At 70.1% G+C, this 25,839-nt stretch carries 17 protein-coding genes; 8 read left to right on the top strand and 9 right to left on the bottom strand.

Annotation, left to right across the window (positions count from 1 at the left end; translation table 11 throughout):
* Positions 1 to 80 precede the first annotated feature (80 nt).
* Positions 81 to 770: a TetR/AcrR family transcriptional regulator gene (locus ABZ904_RS05465; protein WP_360989002.1), complete on the top strand. Its 690-nt coding sequence runs from the start codon at positions 81 to 83 to the stop codon at positions 768 to 770.
* 6 nt (positions 771 to 776) lie between these two features.
* Here the strand turns inward: ABZ904_RS05465 and ABZ904_RS05460 are convergent, their stop codons facing one another.
* The 8 genes from ABZ904_RS05460 to ABZ904_RS05425 all read right to left on the bottom strand — a co-directional run bounded on the left by ABZ904_RS05460 (position 777) and on the right by ABZ904_RS05425 (position 15,354).
* Entirely contained in the window at positions 777 to 1,133 is a 357-nt protein-coding gene (locus ABZ904_RS05460; RefSeq protein WP_359406444.1) for a 5-carboxymethyl-2-hydroxymuconate Delta-isomerase, read from the bottom strand.
* A gap of 28 nt (positions 1,134 to 1,161) precedes the next feature.
* Entirely contained in the window at positions 1,162 to 2,781 is a 1,620-nt protein-coding gene (locus tag ABZ904_RS05455; protein WP_360988999.1) for a fused response regulator/phosphatase, read from the bottom strand.
* 74 nt (positions 2,782 to 2,855) lie between these two features.
* Complete coding sequence (gene pulA / locus ABZ904_RS05450; RefSeq protein WP_361821274.1) at positions 2,856 to 8,270, bottom strand: pullulanase-type alpha-1,6-glucosidase; 5,415 nt, start codon at positions 8,268 to 8,270, stop codon at positions 2,856 to 2,858.
* Between the two features lie 261 nt (positions 8,271 to 8,531).
* Positions 8,532 to 9,914 carry an alpha-amylase family protein gene (locus ABZ904_RS05445; RefSeq protein ID WP_361821271.1) on the bottom strand — a complete coding sequence of 461 codons (1,383 nt, stop codon included), beginning with the start codon at positions 9,912 to 9,914 and terminating at the stop codon, positions 8,532 to 8,534.
* Positions 9,915 to 10,201: 287 nt separating this feature from the next.
* Positions 10,202 to 11,869, bottom strand: coding sequence for a glycoside hydrolase family 13 protein (locus ABZ904_RS05440; RefSeq protein ID WP_359406458.1), 1,668 nt, complete (start codon positions 11,867 to 11,869; stop codon positions 10,202 to 10,204).
* 169 nt (positions 11,870 to 12,038) lie between these two features.
* The gene (locus ABZ904_RS05435) at positions 12,039 to 12,950 is read right to left on the bottom strand and encodes an ABC transporter permease subunit (RefSeq protein WP_361821269.1); all 912 of its coding nucleotides are present in this window, start codon (positions 12,948 to 12,950) and stop codon (positions 12,039 to 12,041) included.
* A 13-nt stretch (positions 12,951 to 12,963) separates the two neighbouring features.
* Positions 12,964 to 13,968, bottom strand: coding sequence for a sugar ABC transporter permease (locus tag ABZ904_RS05430; protein ID WP_359406464.1), 1,005 nt, complete (start codon positions 13,966 to 13,968; stop codon positions 12,964 to 12,966).
* A 111-nt stretch (positions 13,969 to 14,079) separates the two neighbouring features.
* On the bottom strand, positions 14,080 to 15,354 hold the full coding sequence (locus ABZ904_RS05425; protein ID WP_360988986.1) for an extracellular solute-binding protein: 1,275 nt from the start codon (positions 15,352 to 15,354) through the stop codon (positions 14,080 to 14,082).
* Between the two features lie 426 nt (positions 15,355 to 15,780).
* Here ABZ904_RS05425 and ABZ904_RS05420 point away from each other — a divergent pair, with 426 nt between their 5' ends.
* Together ABZ904_RS05420 and ABZ904_RS05415 are read left to right on the top strand one after the other, a co-directional pair.
* Complete coding sequence (locus ABZ904_RS05420) at positions 15,781 to 16,815, top strand: LacI family DNA-binding transcriptional regulator (protein WP_359406470.1); 1,035 nt, start codon at positions 15,781 to 15,783, stop codon at positions 16,813 to 16,815.
* A gap of 107 nt (positions 16,816 to 16,922) precedes the next feature.
* Positions 16,923 to 17,798, top strand: a complete 876-nt coding sequence (locus ABZ904_RS05415; RefSeq protein ID WP_359406473.1) for a phosphatase PAP2 family protein — start codon at positions 16,923 to 16,925, stop codon at positions 17,796 to 17,798.
* On the opposite strand, the gene ABZ904_RS05410 is transcribed toward ABZ904_RS05415, so the two are convergent.
* Entirely contained in the window at positions 17,786 to 20,785 is a 3,000-nt protein-coding gene (locus ABZ904_RS05410; protein WP_359406476.1) for a bifunctional [glutamine synthetase] adenylyltransferase/[glutamine synthetase]-adenylyl-L-tyrosine phosphorylase, read from the bottom strand. The two genes, ABZ904_RS05415 and ABZ904_RS05410, sit on opposite strands and share 13 nt — an antisense overlap.
* Before the next feature lie 400 nt (positions 20,786 to 21,185).
* Here ABZ904_RS05410 and ABZ904_RS05405 point away from each other — a divergent pair, with 400 nt between their 5' ends.
* From ABZ904_RS05405 to ABZ904_RS05385, 5 genes are all read left to right on the top strand, one after another.
* Positions 21,186 to 22,076: an alkaline phosphatase family protein gene (locus ABZ904_RS05405; RefSeq protein WP_361821263.1), complete on the top strand. Its 891-nt coding sequence runs from the start codon at positions 21,186 to 21,188 to the stop codon at positions 22,074 to 22,076.
* 1 nt (position 22,077) lies between these two features.
* The gene (locus ABZ904_RS05400) at positions 22,078 to 23,367 is read left to right on the top strand and encodes an MFS transporter (protein WP_360988972.1); all 1,290 of its coding nucleotides are present in this window, start codon (positions 22,078 to 22,080) and stop codon (positions 23,365 to 23,367) included.
* The gene (locus ABZ904_RS05395) at positions 23,364 to 24,383 is read left to right on the top strand and encodes a TolB-like translocation protein (protein ID WP_361821260.1); all 1,020 of its coding nucleotides are present in this window, start codon (positions 23,364 to 23,366) and stop codon (positions 24,381 to 24,383) included. Before ABZ904_RS05400 ends, ABZ904_RS05395 begins: the two co-directional genes overlap by 4 nt.
* A 372-nt stretch (positions 24,384 to 24,755) precedes the next feature.
* Positions 24,756 to 24,962 (top strand): hypothetical protein, encoded by a 207-nt coding sequence (locus ABZ904_RS05390; protein ID WP_359406487.1) that lies wholly within the window; start codon positions 24,756 to 24,758, stop codon positions 24,960 to 24,962.
* A gap of 30 nt (positions 24,963 to 24,992) precedes the next feature.
* Positions 24,993 to 25,751 (top strand): DUF899 family protein, encoded by a 759-nt coding sequence (locus tag ABZ904_RS05385; protein ID WP_361821257.1) that lies wholly within the window; start codon positions 24,993 to 24,995, stop codon positions 25,749 to 25,751.
* Positions 25,752 to 25,839 lie beyond the last annotated feature (88 nt).

The raw sequence follows: 25,839 nt of genomic DNA, 5'->3' as shown, positions 1-25,839 counted from the left end.
GAGAGACATGTGCTGAACATGTGAAACACCGGTGCCGATGTGGCCCGTTCGGGGCGGGATCCGATCGGTATGGTGTTCGTATGACGACAGGGATACGCCGGAGATTGGGAGTCGAGGAGCGGCGGCAGCAGTTGATCGGCGTAGCCCTCGAACTGTTCAGCCGGCGCTCCCCGGACGAGGTCTCCATCGACGAGATAGCCTCGGCCGCGGGCATCTCGCGGCCGTTGGTCTACCACTACTTCCCCGGCAAACTCAGCCTGTACGAGGCGGCGTTGAAGCGCGCGTCCGAGGATCTGGCGGACCGCTTCGCAGAGCCGCGCGAAGGGCCGCTGGGGGCACGGCTGTTGCGGGTCATGCACCGGTTCTTCGACTTCGTCGACGAGCACGGGCCCGGTTTCTCGGCCTTGATGCGCGGCGGCCCCGCGGTCGGCTCCTCACGGACCAACGCACTCGTCGACTCCGTACGCCAGGCCGGCTATGTCCAGATCCTTGCGCACCTGGGGGTCGAGGATCCGCCCGCCCGGCTCGAATTGGTGATCCGGTCGTGGATCTCGCTCGTCGAGTCGACGGCACTGATCTGGCTGGACGGCCGCCGGATCCCGCGCCACGAGCTGGAGACACAGCTCGTGCACGACTTCGCGGCGCTGGCGGCGGTGAGCGCCTCCCACGACGACGACATGGCCGCGCTGCTGCGCCGCGCCCTGAAGGACGAGCCGGGCGACGGGCCCTTCAGTGATCTGGTCGCCCGGCTGGTCAATCTGGCGAGCTGACGGCCGTCAGCTCTCGGACTTCCGGTACGACGGCTCGAGGTCACGCACCTCGGCGGACACATGCAGCGCGAGCCCCGCGGCGGGCTTCAGATACTGCCGCAGGAGCTCCAGCGTCGTCTCGCTGAGCTTCACCTTGGTCTCTTCGGTCCGTCCGGCCAGCAGCGCCAGGGTGATGTGCACCACGGCGTGCCCGTCCAGGTCGGCGCCGACCGTGGTGTCCTCCGTGCGGCGGAACTGCGTCTTGCACGCCTCGATCCGGGCGCCCGCGATCTCGACCACCTCGGCGTGCAGCGCCGAGGCGAATCCGCGCCGGTCGAAGGAGCCCTCCAGCGGTGCGGAGTAGTCGACGGTGATCTGCGGCATGGGCGCTCCTGTTCTACGACGGATGCCCTCACCTTAGGTCCTGTCCTCCCAGCCGCAGCGCCAGCAGCGCGATGTCGTCCTCCCGGTCGCGGCCGAAACGCCCGAGCAGCGTGTCGCACAGCGTGCCGACGCCCGGCGGGGCGCCGGCGGCGGCCGTGCGCAGGTGTTCCATGGACACGGCGAGGTCCGTTCCGCGGTTCTCGATGAGCCCGTCGGTGACCATGAGCAGCCGGTCCGCGGGCCTCAGCACCGTCTCGGTGGGCGCCGGCCGGTCCAGGCCGAGACCGAGCAACGGGCCGTGGGCGCGTACGTAGTCGGCGGTGCCGTCGTCGTGCACGAGCAGCGGCGGGATGTGCCCGGCGTTGGCGATGCGCACGCGTCCACTGTCCGGGTCGACCAGGACCAGGCAGACGGTGGCGGTGACGTCGGGGTGCAGGTGCTGCAGCAGCCGGTCGAGCCGCCGGGCCAGGCTCAGCGGGTCCGGGTTCTCCACGCAGTAGGCCCGCAGCGCGTGCCGGATCTCCACCATGACGGTGGCCGCGTCCAGCGAATGCCCGGCGACGTCGCCCACCGCGGTGAGCACGCCGCGCGAGGTCGTCAGCGCCGCGTAGAAGTCGCCGCCGATCTCGGTCTGCCGGGAGGCCGGCACATAGCGGACGACCACCTCGACGCCCTGCATCACAGGCGGCTCCTGGGGCAGGAAGCTGTGCTGCAGGGTGAGTGCCACATGCCGCTCCACCTGGTACATGAGCAGGGCTTCGGCGGCGAGGGCGGTGGCCTGGGCGAGCCGGGAGACGAGCGCGTCCCCCTCGGCGGCCGTTCCCCGTGCGGGAACGGCGACGCAGACGGCCGGCTTGCCCTCCTGGGTGCGCGCCACCACCAGGCGCGCGTCGTCGGGTTTGCCGGGACGCAGGATCCCCGCGGGCCACAGCGGGTGCGGCACCACCGTCGTACGCGCCCCCGTGTGCCCGGAGGCCAGGCCGCGGATCAGCCGGGCCACGGACTCGTGCGCCGCGGCGTCCGGGAGCGTGGCGCGCGCCCGCGACCCGGACACACCCCGATGCAGTTCGCCGTCCTCGCCGAGCACGAAGACCACCGCGGGCGACGCGGTGAGCCTCGCTGCCCCCTGGGCGGCGGCCCGGACCAGTTCCGTCATGCACCGGCCCGACTGCACGGAGACGATCGTCTCGGACAGCAGGGTGAGCCGGCGCGCCAGCGCCTCGGCCCCGGTGCGCATCCTGGCGCTGCGCACGGCGGCCCGTACGACGGCCTGGATCTCCTCGGGCTCGGCCGGCACCGACAGATAGGCGTCACCGCCGGAGTCCAGCCCCCGGCAGCGCTGGCCGGGCCCGGCGGACGCGGCGGAGAAGTGCACCACCGGCAGGGCGGCGGTGGTGGGCGAGGACTTGAGCCTGCGGCACAGTTCGAAGCCGCTCATGTCCGGCAGGCCCACATCGACGAGGGCGACGTCGGGCAGGGCGCCCTTGCGCTGCCGTATGCCGAGTTCGGTCAGGGCCTCGCGGCCGCTGGCCACGGGCACGACACGGTGTCCTGCCCGGCGGAGCACGGCACCCAGCGCATAGCGGCCGTCGGCCGCGTCCTCGACCACCAGCACGGTGGGCTCGGTCTGCTTGCCGTTGCCGTCCATGTGAGCCGCTCCTCGGCGCACGGAAAAGGTGGGGCGAACCAGGAGTTCCCGGCCCGCCCCACCACGCTAGTGCGCTAGCGCGTGACCCGTGAGAAGACCGCCACCGTGCGACCCGCAACGGCGAACGTGCCCGATTCCTCGGCGTAGGAGGAAGACTTGACGATAGGATCCGCGCCCGCGGCCTGCACCGGGTGCAGCGCGTAGGCCTTGCCCGCGAGGCCCGCGACGGTCTGCTCCTGCTGCTTCGGCGTCGCGTTGAAGACGACGACCAGGTCGCCGAGCTCCATCGTGATCACCCCGGGCGTCTCGTCCTTCCCGGAGAGCGGGAAGGACAGCTTCGACTGCACCTGGTCGGCGGTGGCGAGGGAGAACCCGGACTCGCTCGTCCGGATCCTCAGCAGGTCGCGGTAGGCGCCGGAGGCGCCGTCGATCTGGTCGCACCCCACCTTGACCGAGGTCAGCAGGGGCTTCGCGTACGGCCACTTGGACTGGTTGTCGGCCGCCGGCGGCAGCCCGCGCCCGAAGCCGTTGCCGTCCCGGCAGTCCCAGTGGATCGCGTTGAACCAGTCGCCGCTGTCGAACGAATTGCGGTCGAGGGACTTGGAGCGCAGCAGGTCGGAGCCGGCCTGGGACAGGGACGGGCCCTGTGAGAGGGCGGCCGTGGCCATGGCCAGGACCTGCATACGGGCCCGGTCGGACGCGGAGGTGTCCTGGGGCAGCTTGTACGTGAGTGCGTCGAACAGCGACTCGTTGTCGTGCGCGTCGGCGTAGGCGAGGGCATCGCCGGGAGCGTCCGCGTAGCCGGCCGGCGAACCGTTGTAGTCGACCTCGGCGCCGGTGACCTCCTTGCCGTCGTCGCCGGTGAAGCGGTACTTGGCGAGATTGCCGCTCAGTCCGACCTTGATGAGGTCCTGGTAGTGCAGCAGGCGGGCCTTCTGCTCCGCCGTCGTCCCGTTGGCCGTCGAGGCGTTGGGGTCGGTGTACAGCCCTGAGGCGAAGCCCTGAACACCGGGGTCGGAGTCGAAGGGGCTGCCGCCGCGCACGGCGTCACGGGCGCGGTCGGAGAAGGTCGCGATGCCGGTGCCCGCCATGTTCTTCTGGGTGGCCTGCACAAAGCGCGCGTCGTTCGCGACCTCGCCGAAGTTCCAGCCCTCGCCGTAGAGGATGATCTTCTTGCCGTCGACTCCGTCCTTGGCGGGGGTCAGCGCGTCGAGGGCCTTGCGCACGGCGAGGATGTTGGCCTTCGGATGGTGGCCCATGAGGTCGAAGCGGAATCCGTCGACCTTGTACTCCTTGGCCCAGGTGACGATCGAGTCCACGACCAGCTTGCCCATCATGGCGTTCTCGGGCGCGGTGTTCGCACAGCAGGTGCTGTTCGCCACCGAGCCGTCGGCGAGCAGCCGCTGGTAGTAGCCCGGCACGATCTGGTCGAGCACGGATGTGTCGGCCTCACCGCTCGCGGCGGTGTGGTTGTAGACGACGTCCATGACGACCCTGAGGCCGTCCTCGTTCAGCGACTTGACCATCTTGCGGAACTCGACCGTGCGCTCGGTGCCGTCGGGGTCCGTGGCGTACGAGCCCTCGGGAACCGTGAAGTGGTACGGGTCGTAGCCCCAGTTGTAGGCGTCCTTCGCGGCGGTCGCGGCGACGCAGGCCTGCTGCCGGTCGGAGTCGGCGGCGTAGGAGGCGAGGTCGCAGCCGGGCGCCGACTGCTCGGACTTCTTCTCGGGGACGGTCGCGATGTCGAAGGCGGGCAGCAGGTGCACATAGGAGGTGCCCGCCTCGGCCAGCTCGCGCAGATGCCGGGAGCCGTCGCTGTTCTTGTCGGTGAAGGCGAGGTAGGTGCCCTGGTCCCGGGCCGGCACGGTCTTGTCCGCGACGGAGAAGTCCCGGATGTGCAGCTCCTGGATCTGGGCGCTGCTCAGGGGCACCGCCTTGGGCTTCTTCAGGCCCGACCAGCCGCTGGGGGCGAGGGACCTGTCGTTCAGGTCGACCACGAGGCTGCGCTCGGAGTCGGCGGTGAGGGCGAGGGAGTAGGGATCGGTGACCTTGTTGGTGACGATCTTCCGGACGCTCGGCGCCCACACCGTGACGACATACCGGTAGGGCTTGTTCTTCCAGGACGCCGGACCCGTGACGGACCAGACGCCGGTGGCGGCGTCACGGTGCATGGCGACGGTGGAACCGTCGAGTTCGAGCTTCACCGACTGCGCCGTCGGCGCCCACACGGCCAGGGTGGGACGGCCCTGGTGGAACGTCGGGCCGAGATCGGCCCGCGTCGCGTCGTACACGTCGTCCAGTACGCCGGCGATCTGGACGCCCGTCGCCGCCAGCACGGCGCCGTTCGCGGCCCGCTGGGTGGCCACGATCTGCCCGCCGAGCGCCGCACGCACCCGGTCGCGGTCGCGCGGGTCGACGGACCAGGCCGTGTAGTCCTTCAGATGAGGGAACTTCGCCTTCTGCGCGTCGGTGAGCGTGGTCCTCGTCAGCCGCAGCCAGCGCTCGTCGTCGCTGGTCAGCGTGCCGTCCTTCACGGCGATCGAACCGTCGTGGGAGGAGAGGAGCTGGGTGGAGGCCGCGCCCGCGACACCGTTCCAGGCGACCGTGTTCCGGTCGATCCAGACCGCCTTGGAGGTGGCCGGGTCCAGGGCCGCCGCGCTGCCCGCGGGCTGCGGCAGCAGGTACTTCTCCTGCCCGTTCAGCAGCCACACCTCGTACCCGTTCGCCTTGAGGTCGAGTGACTGGTCGGACGGGAGGTCCTTCTCGTCGCCCTTGTGGACGATGTAGCTGAGGCTGGTGGCGCCGTCGGCGAGCGGCACCTCGAACACCGCGCCGTAGGAGTCGGTGCGCACCGGCTTCAGGGGCGCGGCCCAGTCGGTGGGGTTCGCGGCGCCCGTCCAGACGTGCAGCCCCCAGCCGTCGTAGTCGCCGTCGGCGCGGTGGTAGTGGATGACCGCCTTCGTCTTGTCCTGCGCGGGGTAGTCGGCGGCCGGCCGCTCGGTGAGCACGGCCTCCTTGCCCTGCTCGACCCAGACCTCGCCGGTCCTGGTGACGTCGATGGTGCGGTCGGCGGAGACGTCCTTGGTGCCGTTCTTGTCGATGACGAGGAACCCGACGCTCGACGCGCCCGGCTTCAGCTTGACGTAGGCGAAGGCGCCGTAGGCGTCGCGGCCGGTGAAGGGGTGGCTGTCGGGCCAGTTGGTCGCCTCGCCGTCGGCGAGGTCGCCCCACGCGTACAGGCCCCAGTTGCCGTAGTCGCCGTCGGCGCGCTTGTAGTGGACGATCACATAGTCGCGGGAGGAGGCGGTGGGGATCTCGGGGGCGGGCGGGGTGCCGGTGGTGCTCATGGCCGTCGCGCTCGCGGTGCGGCCCGCCGAGTCGACGACGACCGCCTTGTAGCGCAGGGCGGTTCCGGCGGGGACGGTCTTGGCGATGGTCTGGGTGACCTTGTACGGCGCGTGGTCGGCCGAACCCAGGGTCTGCCAGCCGCCGTTGCCCACCTGGGCGGCGAAGACGACGCGGTTGAGCTGCCCGCCCTGGACGTCGGCGGAGAGTTCCACCGTGCCGGTGGCGCCCGCGTCCGGGGCCTTGAGGGCGATCGCGGGCTTCGAGGCGGGCGGGGCGAGCGGGTGGGCGGCCTTCAGGACGACGGCGGACCCGGCCGGGACGGTGACGGTGACCTTCTTGTCGGCGTCGCTCGTGACCGACCCGTTGGTCCCGTAGATACCGCGGAAGGCCGTGCCGACGGACCCGGTGGCGAAGGTGGCCGTCCTCTGCTCGCCGGCGTTGTTGAAGGCGACGACGTACTCCGAGCCGTCGCCGCCCGTGCGGGAGAAGGCGTAGATGCCGGCGCCGTCGGCCGCGTACCGCTCGGTCTGGACTCCGTCGGCGAGTGCGGGGTTGTCCTTGCGCAGCTTGGAGAGAGCGCTGATCTGCCGGTAGAGCGGCGCGCTCGTGTCATAGGCGTCGTCGGCGTGCGTACGGTCGGTGCCGATCTCGTCGTCGTCCAGGTAGTCCGCGACCTTGGAGGCGAACATCGTCTGGCGGGCGTCCTTGTCGCCGCCCGACCCGGTGAAGCCCTGCTCGTCGCCGTAGTAGACGACCGGGTTGCCGCGGCTGAGGAACATCAGCTCGTTGGCCAGCTTGTCCTTGGCGAGCAGCCGGGCGTCGGTGGCCTTGGGGTCGTCCTGCTTCAGGAAGTACCCGATACGGCCCATGTCGTGGTTGCCGAGGAAGGTGACCTGCTCGTACGCGTTGGCCTTGCCGCTCGTGTACTTGTAGTCGTCCCCGAAGACACCGGCGAGCTTCTGCGCGCTCGCGCCCTGGGAGGCGTACTCGCGGGCCGCCTCCTGGAACGGGAAGTCGAGCGTGGCGTCGAGGCGGCCCTGGGTGACGTACGGCGAGGTGATCGACGGGTCGGCGGAGTAGACCTCGCCGAACATGAAGAAGTTCTTCCGTCCGTGCGCGGCGGCGTACGTGTCGAGTGCCGTGGCCCACTGGGTCCAGAACTTCATGTCCACGTGCTTCACGGTGTCGATCCGGAAGCCGTCGACGCCGAAGTCGCGCACCCAGCGCTCGTAGATCTTCTCCATGCCCCTGACGACCTCGGGACGTTCGGTCCACAGGTCGTCGAGACCGGAGAAGTCGCCGTACGTGGTGGACTCGCCTGCGTACGTGGAGTCGCCCCGGTTGTGGTACATCGTCGGGTCGTTGAGCCACGAGGGGACCTTGACGTCCTTCTTCGCGGCGGGGACGACGGGCGTGCGCGGGAAGGAGCCGGCGTCCGTGGCCGGGAAGCCCTTCGTGCCGTCGGCGTAGTCGGCGTCGTCGAAGGGCCGCCCGTCCTTGGTCAGGTACGGGAAAGCGCCCTTGGAGAGGTAGTCGTAGGACTTCTCCTGATAGTCGACGACGTCGGCGGTGTGGTTCGTGATGACGTCGAAGAAGACCTTCATGCCCTTGGCGTGCGCCTTGGCGATGAGGGTCCGCAGGTCCTCGTTGGTGCCGAAGTGCGGGTCGACCCGGGTGAAGTCGGTGATCCAGTAGCCGTGGTAGCCGGCCGACGCGTCGGAACCGGTGCCCTGGACCGGCTGGTTCTTGAAGATCGGCGCCATCCAGATGGCGGTGGTGCCGAGCCCCTTGATGTAGTCGAGCCGCTTGGTGAGTCCCTTGAGGTCGCCGCCCTGGTAGAAGCCCTTGTCGGTGGGGTCGTAGCCGGTGGCCAGGCGGGAACCGGTCAGACCCCCGCGGTCGTTGGAGGTGTCCCCGTTGGCGAAACGGTCCGGCATGACGAAGTAGAACTGCTCGCGGGTGTCGTCGTGCCGCGCGGGCTCGGCCGCGAGCCGCGCGTCGGACGGAGGCGCGGGCGGGGTGGCCGCCCGGGCGGCGAGGGGCGGCAGGAGCGCCGCGGCGAGCGCGACGACGGTGAGGGCCGTGACCCTTCTCCGGCTCGGGAAACGGCGCCTCCGGGGCGCCGGCCATCTCGGTATCACAGGCTGAACTCCTTGCGCTTGCGGCTCGATCGGGTCCGACCCCTGCGCCGCGGCACGGCTCCGTCGCCGGGCGCCCGCGCGACCGTATCGCCACCGAAACGCTTACAGCAAGAGTTGTGAAACTCACGGCAAGGACTTTCAGAGCCAATTTTCGACACGCCTCAATCGGCCCCGCACGCCCGGTCGTTGCACGGCGGGCGCGACGGAGCACCCTCCGGCGCAAGCCGGAGGGTGCGGAGCCCGGGCGGGCCTGTCAGCCGATCAGCAGCTCGACTTGCCCGCGTAGATGGCGAGCGCGGTGTTCGGGGCGACCGACGCCTCGAACCAGCCAGTGCTGTTCACCGTCACGGTCCTGTTGCCCTGCACATCGCAGTAGGTGCCGGCGAGCAGCGAGGTCTCGAACCACCGGTCGGCCGTGGTGGTCTCGTGGTTGACCACTACATAGCCCCTGGTGCCACGGCCGAAGGCGATCAGGTTGTTCCCGTTGTCCCACCACTTGGTGACCGTCTGACCGCGCGTGGCGTTGCGGAAGGCGACCATCGACTTGATCTCGGGCCAGGCGTGCTGGCACTTCCAGCCGTTCTGCCAGCAGGCGTTCACCTGACCACCGTTCGGCGGGCCGGCGTCCGCGTCGGACCACTCGTAGCCGGAGTTGATGTCGGGGGTACCGTAGGGCCAGGCCAGCATGAAGACGTTGGCCAGCGTGTAGTCGGCGCCGCTCTTGTAGTTCAGGGTCGAGCCGTTGCGCTCGGTGTCGTGGTTGTCCACGAAGACACCGGCGACCGGGCTGCTCAAGTAGCCCCAGGCCTTGCCGTAGTTGCTGAGGTAGGCGAGCTTCTCGCTGGTGAAGACGCGCTTGAGGTCGTAGGCGTAGCGGAACTCCTGGACGTCGCCGTTGCCTGTGTACTCGGTCGGCTGGACCGCCTCGCCCGCGCCGTAGATGACCTCCTGCTTCCAGTAGGCGGAGGGGTTGGTCAGCCGGGACTTGATGTTGGCCAGGTCGTCCGCCGGTATGTGCTTGGCCGCGTCGATGCGGAAGCCGTCCACGCCCAGGCTGAGCAGGTCGTTCATGTACCCGGCGATCGCCTTGCGGACGTACTCCTCGCCGGTGTCCAGGTCGGCGAGGCCCACCAGTTCGCAGTGCTGGACGTTCCACCGGTCCTGGTAGTTGGTGACCTGGGCGGTGCAGTCGTCGAAGTCGGCGGACGAGTACAGGCCGGGATAGTCGTACTTCGTATACGACGAGCCTCCCGTGCCGGTGCCGCTGCCGGCCGACATGTGGTTGACGACGGTGTCGACGACGACCTTCACGCCCGCCGCGTGGCAGGTGTTGACCATGTTCTGGAAGGCCGTGCGGTCACCGAGACGGCCGGCGATCCGGTAGCTCACCGGCTGGTAGGACGTCCACCACTGCGTGCCCTGGATGTGCTCGGCGGGCGGGGAGACCTGGACGTAGCCGTAGCCGGCCGGGCCGAGAGTGCTGGTGCACTCTTTGGCGACCGAGGCGAAGTTCCACTCGAAGAGGACCGCGGTGACGTCCTTGGTGCCCGGCGGGGAGGCCTGGGCTGTCCCCGCGGGGACGGCGAGTGCGACCGACGCGGCCGCCACCAGGGCGAGGGCGCCGGAGAGCGTTCTGCTGGCCATGTGTGGGGGTTCCTTCTCCGTCGAAGGATCTGCTGGGGAGCCCGTCGGAGACCCTGAGATCACCTGAGGGGAATTGCTGCAAGTTTTCAACTACTTGCAGTGGAGCAGACCGTACGAGGCCCGACCACGGTGGTCAACCCCCGGGACATGTTCCTGCCATATACGCGAAATAGGGCCGGATTGCGGCCTGTTGGAGCTGCGCGAACCCACATGGGAAGACGACGGGGCCCGCCGTCCACACAAGGACGACGGGCCCCGGAAAGCCGGACGAAAGAACTTGCGGTGCGTCAGGCGGTGGTCCACCACACCGTGGTGTCGGCGGGCACCTTCGTCTCGCCGTCCGCCTCGGTCACCTCGCCGCTGGCGAGCAGCACACGGCCGTACTCCGGCACCGCGACCGACTCACCGGTGGTGTTGGCGACACAGACGAAGTCCCCGCGCCGGAAGGCCAGCACGCCCTCGGGCGCCCGCAGCCACTCGACCGAGTCGCCCGCGCCGAGGGCGGGCTGCTCGCGCCGCACGGCGAGCGCCGCACGGTACAGCTCCAGGGTGGAGCCGGCCAGGCCCTGCTGCGCCTCGACGCTCAGGTCGCCCCAGCCGGCGGGCTGGGGCAGCCAGCTGCCGCCGGTGCCGAAGCCGTACGACGAACCGGTGCGAGTCCACGGGATCGGGACACGGCAGCCGTCGCGGAAGCCGTCCTGTCCCGCGCCCCGGAAGTACGCCGGGTCCTGGCGCACCTCGTCGGGAAGGTCGACCACGTCCGGCAGACCGAGTTCCTCGCCCTGGTAGACATAGGCCGATCCGGGCAGGGCCAGCATGAGCAGAGTGGCGGCCCTCGCTCGCCGGAGCCCCAGCTCACGGTCGCCGGCCGTGCGGATCTGCGTGCCGAGGCCGGGCGGGTTGGCGAAGCGGGTGGCGTGCCGGGTCACGTCGTGGTTCGAGAGCACCCAGGTGGCCGGGGCGCCGACCGGGCGCATGGCCTCGAGAGTCCGGTCGATGACGCCACGGAGCTCGGCCGCGTCCCAGGCGGTGCTCAGGTACTGGAAGTTGAAGGCCTGGTGCAGTTCGTCGGGGCGGACGTAGTGGGCGGTGCGCTCCACGGTGGGGGTCCAGGCCTCGGCGACGAAGATGCGCTCGCCCGCGTACTCGTCCAGGATCGTGCGCCACTGGCGGTAGATGTCGTGGACGCCGTCCTGGTCGAAGAACGGCATGACATCGTTGCCCAGCAGCTTGAGCTGGTCATGGCTGCCGAGGTCGGGCAGGCCCTCGGCCTTCACCAGACCGTGGGCGACGTCGATACGGAAGCCGTCGACGCCCATGTCGAGCCAGAAGCGCAGGATGGAGCGGAACTCGTCGCCGACGGCGGGGTGGTTCCAGTTGAAGTCCGGCTGCTCGGGCGCGAAGAGGTGGAGGTACCACTCGCCGTCCGGCACCCGGGTCCACGCCGGGCCGCCGAAGATGGACTCCCAGTCGTTGGGCGGAAGTTCGCCGTTCTCACCCTTGCCGGGGCGGAAGTGGTAGCGCTCCCGGAGCGGCGAGCCTGGCCCCTCGGCGAGCGCCCGCTTGAACCACTCGTGCTGGTCGGAGGAGTGGTTCGGGACCAGGTCGACGATGATGCGCAGCCCCAGGCCGTGGGCGTCGCGGATCAGCGCGTCGGCGTCCAGGAGGCTGCCGAACATGGGGTCGACGGCACGGTAGTCGGCGACGTCGTAGCCGGCGTCGGCCTGCGGCGAGGCATAGAAGGGACTGAGCCACACGGCGTCCACGCCGAGGTCGCGCAGATACGGGAGGCGGGAACGTACGCCCTCCAGGTCTCCCATGCCGTCGCCGTTGCTGTCGGCGAAGCTGCGCGGATAGACCTGGTAGATCACCGCGTCGCGCCACCAGTCGCGATGGGTGGTGGCGACGGTGGCGAGGGCGGTGTTCGGGGCCTGGTCGGCGGGGTGCTGGCTCATGGCGTCCTTGATGCGGTGGGGGTCCTTCCGCCCGGGCGGAGCCGGGCGGAAGGAGTAGGTCTTTGTGGAGGGGCGAGGGGTGATGCGGCGGCCGCGGTGACAGCGGGGTCGGATGGGCACCGCGGCCGCCACCCGCGCGGGTCAGGCGCGCGGGAGCCCGGGGGGCGGGTCAGCCCTTGGTGCCGCCCACGGTGAGGCCGGTCACCAGGTTCTTCTGCACGAGGTAGAAGAAGATGGAGACGGGTATCGCGATCAGCACCGCGGTGGCCGCCATCAGGTTCCGCTGGGCGTCGTGTTCGCTGATGAAGCTCTGCAGACCGACGGCGAAGGTGTACTTGTCGTCGCTCAGCATGAACGTCGAGGCGAAGGCGACCTCGCCGAACGCGGTGAGGAAGGCGTAGAAGGCGGCGACCGCGAGACCGGGCCTGGCGAGCGGCAGGATCAGCCGGACGAAGGTGCCGAAGGGGGTGAGTCCGTCGACCCGGCCGGCCTCGTCGATCTCGAAGGGGATCGTGTCGAAGTAGCCCTTCAGCAGCCACGCGCAGTACGGCACGATCGTCGTGCTGTTGATCAGGATGAGCCCGAGGTAGGTGTCGATGAGTCCCAGGTCCGACATGATCTGGTACATCGGGACGATCAGGACGGCGATCGGGAACATCTGGGTGAGCAGCAGCACCCACATGAACTTCTTGTAGCCGGGGAAGCGCATCCGGGACACCGCGTAGCCGGTGGTGGCGGCGATCATCACGCCGATGACCGTGGTGCCCGCCACGACGATGAGCGTGCTCTTCAGCCAGTCGAAGAAGCTCGTGTGCTGCAGGACGAACGAGTAGTTGTCCAGCGTCATCGTGTGCCAGATGTGCCCGGGGTGCAGGTAGTCGTCCTTGTCCGGGCCCAGCGACAGGAAGATCAGCCAGCCGACCGGGAAGAAGGCGATCAGGCTCGCCACGATCAGGGTGGCGTGGGTGCCGAGGGTCGCGACGGGACCGCGCTCGCCGCGTCTGCGCGCCCTGCGCCGCGGGGCGTCCGCGCCGGACTGCTTGGTCACCGCGGCGGAGGTCTCGACGGTGGTCGTGCTCATGGGGACTCCTGCCTCAGATCGCGATCTGCTGGTCATTGCGGTTCAGCCAGCGGCGGTAGAAGGAGGTGAAGACGATCAGGATGGCCAGCAGCAGGATGCCGTAGGCCGCGGACTGCGCGAAGTCGCGCGGCTGCTGACCGAAGCCCAACTGGTACGCCCAGGTGACAAGGATCTGGGCGTCCGGCGCGGTGTTGCCGAACAGCAGGAAGATGATGGCGAACTGGTTGAACGTCCAGATGATGCCGAGGAGCACGACGGTGGAGCTGACGGCTCGCAGGCCCGGCAGGGTGACGTACCGGAAGCGCTGCCAGGCGCTCGCGCCGTCCATCTCTGCTGCCTCGTACAGCGAGGTGTCGATGGCCTGCAGGCCGCCGAGCAGCGAGAGCATCATGAACGGCACACCGCACCAGGTGTTCACCAGGATCGCGGCGGCCCGCTGCCAGAAGGTGTCCTCCAGCCACAGGGGTGTCGGCAGATGGAGGGCGTGGAGGGCGGCGTTGATGATGCCGCCGTCGGCGAGCATGAACCGCCAGCCGAAGACGGTGACGAAGGTGGGCACGGCCCAGGGCAGGACCAGGATGAGGCGGTAGAACGTCAGGCCGCGGAACTTCTGGTTGAGCAGCAGAGCGAGGCCGAGGCCGATGCTGTAGTGCAGGACGACACAGGAGACCGTCCACACGATCGTCCATACGAAGTGCGACCAGAAGCGGTCGTACGACGTCGGCCCGAACAGGATGTCCTTGTAGTTGTCGAGCCCGATGAACTTGTAGGTGGCGTCGATGTGGTTGACGCCGATCGTGCGGGCGGTGTTGAGGCTGTTGGCGTCGGTAAGCGTGAGATAGAGGCCGTACACCAGCGGGTACAGCACCAGCACCCCGAGCACGACGGCCACCGGGGTGATCATGGCGTACGCGTACCAGTGCTTCTGGTACCCGTTCTTCAGGCGCCGGCCCAGGCCGGGCCGCGGGGCGCGGTCACCGCGGCGCTTGCCGGTGGCGCGGTCGATGACGACTGTCATGGTTCGACAACCTTCTCGAAGGTCTGCGGGTCAGGGGAGGGGCCTGGGCACAGGCCGGCGGCCGCCGGATCCTTCCCCCTTCTGCGAGGAGGATCCGGCGGCCACACGGGCTTACTTGCTGAAGTCCGGAACCAGCTTGGCGATCGCGAGCTCCGCGTTGCTCAGGCCCTTGTCCAGGGGCTCCTTGCCACCGGCGATCTTGGGCAGCTCGGTGTCGAGCGGGCCCCACAGCGAGCTGTACTCGGGCAGCGCCGGGCGCGGCTGCGCGGCGGCGAGCACGCCCTGGTAGCCGGCGATGCCGGGGTCGGCCTTGACCTGCGCGCTGTAGGCGTCGTCACGCGTGGGCAGCGTGGAGTTCTTCAGGGCGATGGTCTCCTGGGACTTGGCCGAGGTCATGAAGTTGACGAACTTCAGGGCCGCCTCCTGGTGGGCCTTGTCCGAGCCGGCGTACACGGAGAGGTTGTGGCCGCCGGTCGGGGCGCCCGCCTTGCCGGCCGAGCCGGCCGGGACGGTGGCGATGCCGAGGTTGGACTTGTCCGTGAAGGCCGAGCCCTTGTAGAAGTTCGTGATCTCCCAGGGGCCCTGGATGATCGCGGCGACCTTGCCGTTGACGAACGCGTCCTGGATGTGGGCGTAGGCGTCGGCGGTGGTGTCGGCCTTGTGCAGGCCCTTGCCGGAGAACAGGCTCAGCCAGGTGCCGTAGGCCTTCTTCGCGGCGTCCGAGTTGACGGTGATCTTCTTGGCGGAGGCGTCGACCGTGTCGGTGCCCTCGCCGTAGAGGAAGGACTGCGCGTAGTAGGCCTGGGTGGAGCCCCAGTAGCCGTCGACGCCGGCCTTGTCCTTGACCTTGGCGGCGTCGGACTTCAGCTCGTCCCAGGTCTTGGGGGCCTCGGTGATGCCGGCCTTCTGGAAGAGGGCCTTGTTGTAGACGAGCGCCAGGGTGTCGGTGACGATGGGCACACCGTAGGTCTTGCCCTCGTACTGGGCCTGCTGGATCAGGCTGGCCTGGAACTTGTCCTTGTCCGCGAGGGCCTCGGTGCCGTCCAGCGGCAGGAAGTAGCCCTTCTTCGCGAAGGCGGGGGTCCAGCCGACCTCGGAGCGCAGCACGTCGGGGGCGCCCTTGGAGCCGGCGGCGGTGTCGAACTTGTTCTGCGCCTGGTCGAAGGGGACGTCGACGTACTTGACCTTGATCTTCGGATTGGCCTTCTCGAAGTCCGCGACCAGTGCCTTGTACGTCGGCGCCTCATTGGTGGCGTTGGAGGTGTCCCACCACGTGATGGTCACCGGGCCGTCCGACTTGTCGCTGCCGCTGTCGCTCCCGCCGCACGCCGTCGCCGCGAGGGCGAGGGACGCCACCAGCGCGCTGGCCGCTATGCCACGCCGCATGAGTTCTCCTTGAGGGTGAAAGCCCGTGTGCTACAGGTGGCGGTCCCGTCCGCCGCCCCTGTCGACTTGCCGACTGCGCCGTTGCGGCCGCCGGGCGACGTGAACGTAACAGCGATGTAAGCCTTGCGAAAGACCTTGCAGCAAAAAAGTGAAAGAGCCGACGACGGTTACCGGGCCGTGATCTGGTCGTGAGGGCCTGGTGTCTTGCCTTGTGCCTGATCGGCGGGGAAGCCGGCCACTTGTGCAAGACTCTGCAAGCTCTTGCCATACGTCACCGCCACGAGGGACGATCCCGTTGCGGACCGGACGCCGAGACGAACACGAGGGAGCGCGATGACGCAGCAGCCCGCAGCGGGCCGTTCTACCGCCCGGAGCCGGCGTCCCTTTGGTGGGCAACCGGACATACGGCCGGTACAGTCCCATCCCGTGACCACACGCCTTGCCGACATCGCGGCCCAGGCGGGCGTCAGCGAGGCGACGGTCAGCCGTGTCCTGAACGGCAAGCCGGGCGTCGCCGCGACCACCCGCCAATCCGTCCTCGCCGCCCTGGACGTACTCGGCTACGAGCGCCCCGTGCGGCTGCGGCAGCGCAGCGAGGGCCTGGTGGGCCTGATCACTCCGGAGCTGGAGAACCCGATATTCCCGGCCCTGGCGCAGGTCATCGGTCAGGCGCTGACCCGGCAGGGGTACACGCCCGTGCTGGCGACCCAGACACCGGGCGGCTCCACGGAGGACGAGCTGACCGAGATGCTCGTGGACCGCGGGGTCGCGGGCATCATCTATGTCTCGGGGCTGCACGCCGACACCACCGCCGACGTCCAGCGCTATGAGCGGCTGCGCGCCCAGGGCGTGCCCTATGTGCTCGTGGACGGCTTCTCGCCCAAGGTCGAGGCGCCGTTCATCTCCCCCGACGACCGCGCCGCGATGTCCCTCGCGGTCACGCACCTGGTGTCGCTGGGGCACACGCGGATCGGGCTGGCCCTCGGGCCCAAGCGGTTCGTGCCGGTGCAGCGGAAGATAGAGGGCTTCGTCCGCACCGTGCAGGAACAGCTCGGGCTGTCCACCGACGACATCGAGTCACGGCTGATCCAGCACTCGCTGTACACGCTGGAGGGCGGACAGGCGGCGGCGTCCGCGCTGATCGACCGGGAGTGCACGGCGGTGGTGTGCGCGAGCGACATGATGGCGCTCGGCGCGATACGCGCGGCACGCCAGCGGGGGCTGGAAGTGCCCACGGACATCTCGGTGGTGGGTTTCGACGACTCCCCGCTGATCGCCTTCACGGACCCGCCGCTGACGACGATCCGCAAGCCGGTCCCGGCCATGGGTCAGGCGGCCGTGCGGACGTTGCTGGAGGAGATCGGTGGGACGCCCGCGCCGCACAGTGAATTCGTGTTCATGCCGGAGCTGGTGGTGCGAGGGTCGACGGCTTCTGCTCCTGGTGACCGAAGTCGTCCCTAGGCAGTAGTCCCCCGGGCCCCTTGGGGTCCGCGAGTGGAGAACATGCGGCCGGAACCCTTCCAGGGGATGATCGGTGGGGGAACGCTTATCTGGCAGACTCTGTGCCTATGGGTGACGAGACCGTGACTGTGGTGGACGGCCGGAGGCAGACCGCCGGCACTGTCACGGAGGAGACCGAGGACCGCGCGAGGCAGGGCCTGCTGCGACGGATCCGTACTCCCCGGCGCCCTCGATTCTGGTTCGAAATCCTCCTCATCGCGGTGAGTTACTGGACGTACTCGCTGATCCGCAACGCCGTGCCGGAGCAGAAGGCCGCGGCGCTGAACAACGCCGACTGGCTGTGGCGAGTCGAGCAGCACATGGGAATCGCCGTGGAGGACTCGGTCAACCACGCCGCCAATTCCGCGACATGGCTGATCGTGGGGATGAACTACTACTACGCCACACTGCACTTCGTGGTGACGCTGGGTGTCCTCGTATGGCTGTACCGCAGCCATCCGGGCCGGTACGCGGCGACGCGGCTCGCTCTGTTCGCCACCACGGCCGTGGCGTTGCTCGGCTACTACTTCTTCCCGCTCGCCCCACCGCGGCTGATGGACGGCGGCGACTTCGTGGACACGGTGATGGTCCACCACACCTGGGGCTCGATGGCGTCGGGCGACCTGAAACACATGTCGAACCAGTACGCGGCGATGCCGTCGATGCACATCGGCTGGTCGCTGTGGTGCGGCCTGACCATCTTCGCTCTGGCGACGGTGCCCTGGGTGCGGGTGCTGGGGCTGCTGTACCCGGCGGGGACCCTCCTGGTGATCGTTGCCACGGCGAACCATTTCTGGCTGGACGCCGTGGGCGGAACGGTCTGTCTGACGGTCGGTTTCGCGGTGGCGTCGCTGTGGTACGGAGCCATGCCCTACGCACTGCCGCGCACCTGGCACCGGAGCCTGACGCCCGTCACCGTCGGTGGCGGCGGCTACGTTCCGTAGAACAGCTCCTCCACGACGGTCCTGGCCCTGCGGGTCGTGCGCCGGTAGTCGTCGAGCATGTCGCCCACGTGCCCCGGCCCGTACCCCAGGTAGCGGCCCACCGCGGCGAGCTCCCGGCTCTGGGACGGGAAGGTGTCGCCCGCCCGGCCCCGCACCAGCATCACGGCGTTGCGCACCCGCGAGGCGAGGACCCAGGCCTCGTCCAGTATCGCTGCCTCCATGTCGGGGATCAGTCCCGCGGCGTGGGCCGCGGCGAGCGCGGCGCGGGTGCGGGTGGTGCGCAGGCCCGGTTCCTCCCGGCCGTGCCGTAGCTGCAGCAGCTGGACCGTCCATTCCACGTCCGACAGACCGCCCCGGCCCAGCTTGGTGTGGAGCGTCTTGTCGGCGCCCCTCGGCAGCCGTTCCGACTCCATGCGCGCCTTCAGGCGCCTGATCTCCCGTACGGCCTCGTCGCCGAGGCCCCCCGCCGGGTACCGCAGCGGGTCGACCAGCTCGATGAAGCGACGACCGAGGTCCTCGTCCCCCGCGACGGGCTCGGCCCGCAGCAGCGCGTGCGACTCCCAGGTGAGCGACCAGCGCCGGTAGTACGCCTCGTACGACGTAAGGGTGCGCACGAGCGGTCCGGACTTGCCCTCGGGCCGCAGATCGGCGTCGACCAGCAGCGGCGGGTCGGTGCTGGGCAGCTGGAGCAGCCGCCGCATCTCGGCGACCACCTTGTTCGCCGCCTCCCCCGCCTCCCGCTCGTCCACGCCCTCCCGTGGCTCGTGCACGAACAGCACGTCCGCGTCGGATCCGTAGCCCAGCTCGTGTCCGCCGAAGCGGCCCATGCCGATGACCGCGAACCGGGTGGGCAGGGTGTCTCCCCAGCCTCCGCGGACCACCGCGCGGAGCGTGCCCGCGAGGGTGGCCGCCGTCAGGTCCGAGACCGCGCCGCCGACCATGTCGATCAGCGCGCCCTGGTCGGACGGGGCCGGGGCCTCCTCGCTGCCGTACGAGCCGACGATGTCCGCGGCGGCCGTACGGAACAGCTCGCGCCGCCGTACTCCGCGCGCGAAGGCGACCGCCTGCTCGGCGTTCTCCGCGCGGCCGACCGCGGCGAGGATCTCCTGTTCCAGGTGGGCGCGCGGGCGGGGCTCGAGCCCGCCGCCCTCACCGTCGCCCAGGAGGGCCACCGCCTCGGGCGCGCGCATCAGCAGGTCGGGGGCGAGCCGGCCGGCGGACAGGACCCGGGCGAGGTTCTCGGCGGCCGCGCCCTCGTCCCGCAGCAGCCGCAGGTACCACGGCGTCTTGCCGAGCGCGTCCGACACCTTGCGGAAATTGAGCAGACCGGCGTCCGGGTCGGCGGAGTCGGCGAACCAGCCGAGCAGCACGGGCAGCAGGGTGCGCTGGATGGCGGACTTGCGGGTGACCCCGGACGCCAGCGCCTCCAGGTGGCGCAGCGCGGCCGCCGGGTCCGCGTAGCCGAGCGCCACGAGCCGTTCCCGGGCCGCGTCGGGGCTCAGCCGGGCCTCGCCGGGGGCCAGTTGGGCGACGGCGTCGAGCAGCGGCCGGTAGAAGAGCTTCTCGTGCAGCCGGCGTGCGACGCTGGTGTGCCGCTTCCACTCGCGCCGCAGTGCGTCGACGGGGTCGGTGCGCAGGCCGAGGGAGCGGCCGAGGCGCCGCAGATCTGCCACGTCCTCGGGGACGAGATGGGTACGGCGCAGCCGGTACAGCTGGATGCGGTGCTCGAGAGACCGCAGGAACCGGTACGCCTCGTCGAGTTGCACGGCGTCGGCGCGCCCGACGTAGCCGCCGGCCGCGAGTGCCTTCAGCGCGTCCAGGGTGCTTCCGCTGCGCAGCGAGGTGTCGGACCGGCCGTGCACCAACTGCAGCAGCTGGACGGCGAACTCGACGTCCCTGAGGCCCCCCGGGCCGAGCTTGAGTTCGCGCTCGATCTCCCTGACGGGGATGTTGGCGACCACCCGGCGGCGCATCTTCTGCACATCGGCGACGAAGTTCTCGCGCTCGGCGGCCTGCCACACGAGCGGGGCGAGGGTGGCGACGTACTCCTCGCCCAGTCCGGTGTCGCCGGCCACCGGGCGCGCCTTGAGCAGGGCCTGGAACTCCCAGGTCTTGGCCCAGCGCTGGTAGTACGCGAGGTGGCTGCTGAGGGTGCGCACGAGCGGGCCGTTCCTGCCCTCGGGCCGCAGATTGGCGTCGACGGGCCAGATGCTGCCCTCCACGGTCGTCTCGGAGCAGATCCGCATCATGTGCGAGGCGAGCCGGGTCGCGGCCTGCAGTGCCTTGCGCTCGTCGGCGCCGTTGCCGGGCTCGCCGACGAAGATGACGTCCACGTCGGAGACGTAGTTCAGCTCGTGGCCGCCGCACTTGCCCATGGCGATCACCGCGAGCCGGCAGCTCGCCGCGTCGTCGGGGGCCGCCGCCCGGGCCATGGCGAGGGCGGCGCGCAGGGTGGCGGTGGCGAGGTCCGCCAGTTCGGCGGCGGTCTGGGCCACGTCCGTGGTGCCGCACACGTCGCGTGCCGCGATCGACAGCAGACAGCGGCGGTAGGCGACGCGCAGCAGGACCGGGTCGGCGACCCCGGCGAGCTGACGTTCGAACTCCGCCACACCGGGGTGGAGGTCCTGCGGCTCGTAGGTGACCAGCACGTGCCAGTCGCCGGGATGGCGGGCGAGGTGGTCGGCGAGCGCGGCGGAGGCGCCGAGGACCCCGAGCAGCCGGTCGCGCAGGGGCTTGGCCGAGATCAGGGTGTCGAGCAGTTCGCGCCGGGCGGTGGGGGCGGGCTGCGCCTCCAGCAGCCGGACGAGACCGTGCAGTGCCAGATCGGGGTCGGCGGTCGCGCCGAGCGCCTCCAGCAGGACGGGATCGGACCTTATGGGCGCCAGCTCGACGCTCTCCAGGAGCCGCTCGGCGGCGGATGGATCGGTGAAGCCGTGCCTCAGCAGCCGGGTGAAGGTACTGCTCCTGCGCCCCTGCGGCACGGTCATCCCTCGGCCTCCCGCCCTGGATCAAGGTCCTGAGACTTTGAGCGTAACCGCAGTGCGGGCCGGGGGCGCCGTGCGGTGCCGGACGATACGCGACCGGTGCCGTGGCCGGGCCGCGGCGGCGCCTCCGGGGTGGCGGAGAGCGCAACCGTACATGCGCCCGAACCGGACGGGGCCGACGGAGCCGTAGGCGCGGGCGGAAGGCCCGACCGGTGTGCCCCAGCCCGGCGGAGGCCGCCGAAGGGAGCCCCGCCCGCCTCGGGACACCGACGGGGCCGGCCGCGAAAGAGCAATTCACCCGCTCTTCACCCGCCGGGGCAGGCACCGTGGACCACGGGCATTTTGGCGTGTGCATGCTCTGTGCGCACCGCCACCCCGTACCCTCCCCTCACCGGAGGTCCAAGTGTCCGGCAGTTCCCTGTACCGCCGCGGCCGTGCCGTCGTGGCGTCTGCGGCGGCGTTCGCCGCGGCGGCCATCGGGTTGTGGACCGGGCTCGGCGGCGAGTCCCCCGCGCACGCCGCGGGCGCCGTCCCCAGCCCGGACCACGTGGTCGTCGTGGTCTTCGAGAACCACGCGTACAGCCAGGTGATCGGCTCCTCCAGCGCCCCGTACATCAACTCGCTCAAGAGCAGCGGCGCCAACCTCACCCAGTCGTACGCCATCACCCACCCCAGCCAGCCCAACTACTTCGCGCTGTTCTCCGGTTCCACCCAGGGCATCACGGACGACAGCTGCTACACGCCCGGCTTCTCCTCCGCCCGGAACCTGGCCTCGGAGCTCATCGCCGCGGGCCGGAGCTGGGGGAGCTACAACGAGACGCTGCCCAGCCAGGGCTCGACCACGTGCAGCAGCGGCAACTACGCGCGCAAGCACAACCCCTGGTTCGGATTCAGCAACGTGCCCACGTCGAGCGCGAAGACCTTCGCGCAGTTCCCCACCGACTACTCCACGCTGCCTCAGCTGTCCTTCGTGGTCCCCAACCTGTGCAGCGACATGCACGACTGCTCGGTGTCGACCGGTGACACCTGGCTGAAGAACAACCTGGGCGCATACGCCACGTGGGCCAAGACCCACAACAGCCTGCTCGTCGTCACCTTCGACGAGGACAACCGGCTCAGCGGCAACCGCATCCCGACCGTCCTGTACGGCCAGCAGGTGGCGGCCGGGTCCAGCAGCTCCACCACGTACAACCACTACGACCTGCTGCGCACCCTGGAGGACACGCAGGGCCTGACGACGCACGCGGGCAACGCGGCCTCCGCCAAGGACATCACCGGCATCTGGACGTCCTGAGATGTACGTCGCGGACAGCCGCGCCGGAAACCCGGCGCCGGTGTCCGCGGACGGCGCCGTCCGGTCCTCCACCGGGCGGCGCCTGTCCGCGGTCGCACCGACGGTGCTCGCGCTCGGCACGGTCAGCCTGATCACCGACGTCTCGTCCGAGATGGTCACGGCGGTGCTCCCGCTGTACCTCGTGACGGGCCTCGGCCTCTCCCCGCTGGGCTTCGGGCTCCTGGACGGGATCTACAACGGCTTCTCCGCACTCGTACGGCTGGCCGGAGGCCATCTCGCCGACCGGGGCAACGGCCGGCACAAGTGGGTGGCGGGGTTCGGCTACGGCATCTCGGCGCTGTGCAAACCGCTCCTGCTGCTGACGCACTCCCTGACCCCCATCGGCCTGGTCCTGGCCGCCGACCGCACCGGCAAGGGCCTGCGCACGGCGCCCCGGGACGCGCTGATCTCCCTGTCCAGCACGCCGGAGACCCGCGGCCGTGCCTTCGGAGTGCACCGCGCGATGGACACGGCGGGCGCGCTGCTCGGGCCGCTCGTGGCCTTCCTGATCCTGCGGGCCACGGTGGACGGGTACGACGCGGTGTTCACGGTGAGCTTCTGCGTCGCCGTCGTGGGCGTGCTGGCGCTGGTGCTGTTCGTACCGGGCGGCGGCCGCGACACGGAGCCCGGCGACGGAATCCGGCCGACCCTCCGCGCCGCCCTGGCCCTCCTGCGCCGCCGCGATCTGCGCCGGATCACGGTCTGCGCGCTGTTGCTGGGCCTCGCGACGGTCAGCGACTCCTTCGTCTACCTGCTGCTGCAACGGCGCCTCGGCGTGCCCGACCGCTGGTTCGCGCTGCTGCCGCTGGGCACGGCGGCGGCCTTCCTGCTGCTGGCGATGCCGCTGGGACGACTCGCCGACCGGGTCGGCCGCTGGCGGATCTTCCTCGCGGGCCACGGCGCGCTGCTCCTGGCGTACGCCCTGCTGCTCACCTCCTGGCACTCGACCGCGCTGCCGTATCTCGTGCTCGCCCTGCACGGAGGCTTCTACGCGGCGACCGACGGTGTGCTGATGGCGGCGGCGTCCGACAGCGTCCCGGAAGCCCTTCGCTCGTCCGGTCTCGCTCTTGTGCAGACGGGCCAGGCGCTGGCCCGCTTCTCCTGCTCGCTGGCGTTCGGAGCGGCCTGGACGCTGTGGGGCGACCGTACGGCACTCATGGCGTCGACGGCGGCGCTGGCCGTCTGCGCGGCGTTCGCTCTGTCCCTGCGCCCCCACGGCAGGGCTCCTGTGCGCACGGAAGGCACGGTATGACGGCACGCACCCGCATCCTGGTCCTGCTCACGGCTCTGGTGCTGCTGGCGGGGGTCGCCACGGCCTCGGTGCTGCACGCCTCGGCGCGGGCCGAGCGCAGAAACCAGCCCCAGGCGGGCGGCCCCCGGGTCGCCTCCGGCACGGTCACCCTGACGGAGCCCGGCCGCCTGGTGTTCCGCAACTTGGCGTGGGGCCCGCACCGCGACGAGCTCGCGTCGGTCCCGGCCACCGACCCCGCCGGCCCGCGCACGGCGTCGGGCGTCAAGTGCCTGCGCTTCTACGCCGCTTCGGGCACCGGAGTGTGCCTCCAGGCCGTCCACGGCGCGGTCTCGGACACCTACCGCGCGCTGATCCTCGACGCGGCCCTGCGCGAAAGGGCGCACTACGACGTCCCCGGCATCCCCTCCCGCGCCCGGGTCTCCCCCAGCGGCCATTACGCGGCCTGGACCGCCTTCGTGGGCGGGGACTCGTACGCCGGTACGAACTTCTCGACCCGCACGGCGATCGTGAACACCCGGACCGGAGCGCTGACCCCCTCCCTGGAGGCGTACCGCGTCATCAAGGACGGCAGGACCTACCGGGCGGCGGACGTGAACTTCTGGGGGGTGACCTTCGCGGCCGACGACCGCACGTTCTACGCGACGCTGGCGACGAAGGGCACGACCTACCTGGTCCGCGGCGACCTGCGGGCCCGCACCCTCACCACGCTCCACAGCAACGTGGAGTGCCCCTCCCTGTCCCCCGACGGCACCCGCATCGCCTTCAAGAAACGGGTGAAGGGCCTCCCCAAGGACGCGCCCTGGCACCTGTACGTCCTCGACCTGCGCACACTGCGCGAGACCCCGCTCGCGGAGCCGCGCAGCGTGGACGACCAGGCGGTCTGGCGGGACGGGCACACGATCGTGTACGCCCTGCCCGGCGACTACGGGGCGGACCTCTACGAGCTCCCGGCCGACGGCACGGGCAAGCCGCTGCGCATGGACAGCGCGGCTGTGTCGCCCGCGTACATCTCCTGACGGACGCTCAGGCCCCGCCTTCGAGACATGGGCACCGGGCCGGAGACGCCAGGCCGATCAGGGTGAGCTGGATCCATCCCCCGCACGCCCACATCTGCGCCGGCGGAGCGACGGTGAGAGCGGCGCCGAGTTGGCGAATTCCTCCTCGCATCGCGATGGCCCACCTGGATTCCCGGGAGTCCGTCGTTGTCGGACGGCATTTCGTGGAGTCCGCGTGTGCAAGCGCTGCTCCGTTCCACGCGGCGAACAACACGAACCGTACTGCAGCGTGCATACACGTTGCCGTCAACCGTTGCCGTCAGGCGGCGCTGCATGTGTTGGAGTGCGGGGTGACCAGTTCCACCGCCGGACTCGTACGGCAGGTCCCTCTGCATGGATCAGATATGGGTGGTGCTCATCGGCTCCGTAGCAGCCGGTATCGTCGCCCTCGGCTATGTCTGTATCGGGATTATCGGCGGCCGGCGTCAGACCGCAGGCCAAGCCGACGTTGCGCACGGCCAACGGGCCCTCTCCATCGCGAGGACCGTGTACTCCGGCGAGGTCGTGGTCAGCAGGGCCTGCCTCGGGCTCCACCGATGAGTTCTTGTGTGCGGTCGGGTCAGTACGGGCATGACTGCTGTGAACAAACCACCGGTCGCCTCCCGCCGGGAGTGGCTGACCGCCGTCGACACCGTGCGCGCCCGGGAGAAGGCGCACACCCGGGAGGGCGACGCGATCGCCGCCGCGCGGCGACGGCTGCCCATGACGGAGGTGGACCCATCAACTCCGCTCGTCGGAGGCAACGGAGAGGTCCCCCTGATCGATGTCTTCGAGGGCCGCACCCAACTGTTCGTCTCGTATCACATGTGGCACGACGGCCGCCCCGCAGCCGACCAGTGTGAGGGTTGCACCTTCTTCACCGGGCAGGTCCGCGAACTGTCCTATCTGCACCAGCGTGACGTCACCTTCGCCGTCTTCTGCCAGGGCCCGTTCGACGAGTCCGAACGCTACCGCCGCTTCATGGGCTGGGACATGCCCTGGTACTCCGTACCCGCCGAGTCACGCGAACCACTCCTCGCCGGCCGCCACTTCGGAATGAAAGCGAGCTACCTCAGCGACGGAGAACGCGTCTACGAGACGTACTGGACCACCGGCCGCGGCGTCGAACCCATGGCGCCCTCCTACGGCATCCTCGACATGACCGTCTACGGACGGCAGGAAACCTGGGAGGACTCCCCGCCAGGCTGGCCGCAGCCGTACGAAACCCTCGGTCAGCAGTTCCGCAAGGACGGACGGCCGACCGCGCAATGGGCACGGATCACCGCAGGCCACGACGACGACCTCCACAGCGGACCGCCCATCACGGACGGCTCAGGCTGCTGCTCCTGAACTGGAACCCGACGACGGTCCCGGCTGCACGGTCGAGGCCCCGTATTCCTGCGGACCGCCCCCACCCGGTTGCGGTGTGCGTGCTTCA

Origin of the sequence: Streptomyces sp. NPDC046900, from assembly GCF_040644975.1 — a bacterium.
Taxonomy (GTDB): domain Bacteria; phylum Actinomycetota; class Actinomycetes; order Streptomycetales; family Streptomycetaceae; genus Streptomyces.
The sequence above is the reverse complement of the archived record's forward strand: the minus strand, read 5'-3'. Positions and strand labels throughout refer to the sequence as shown.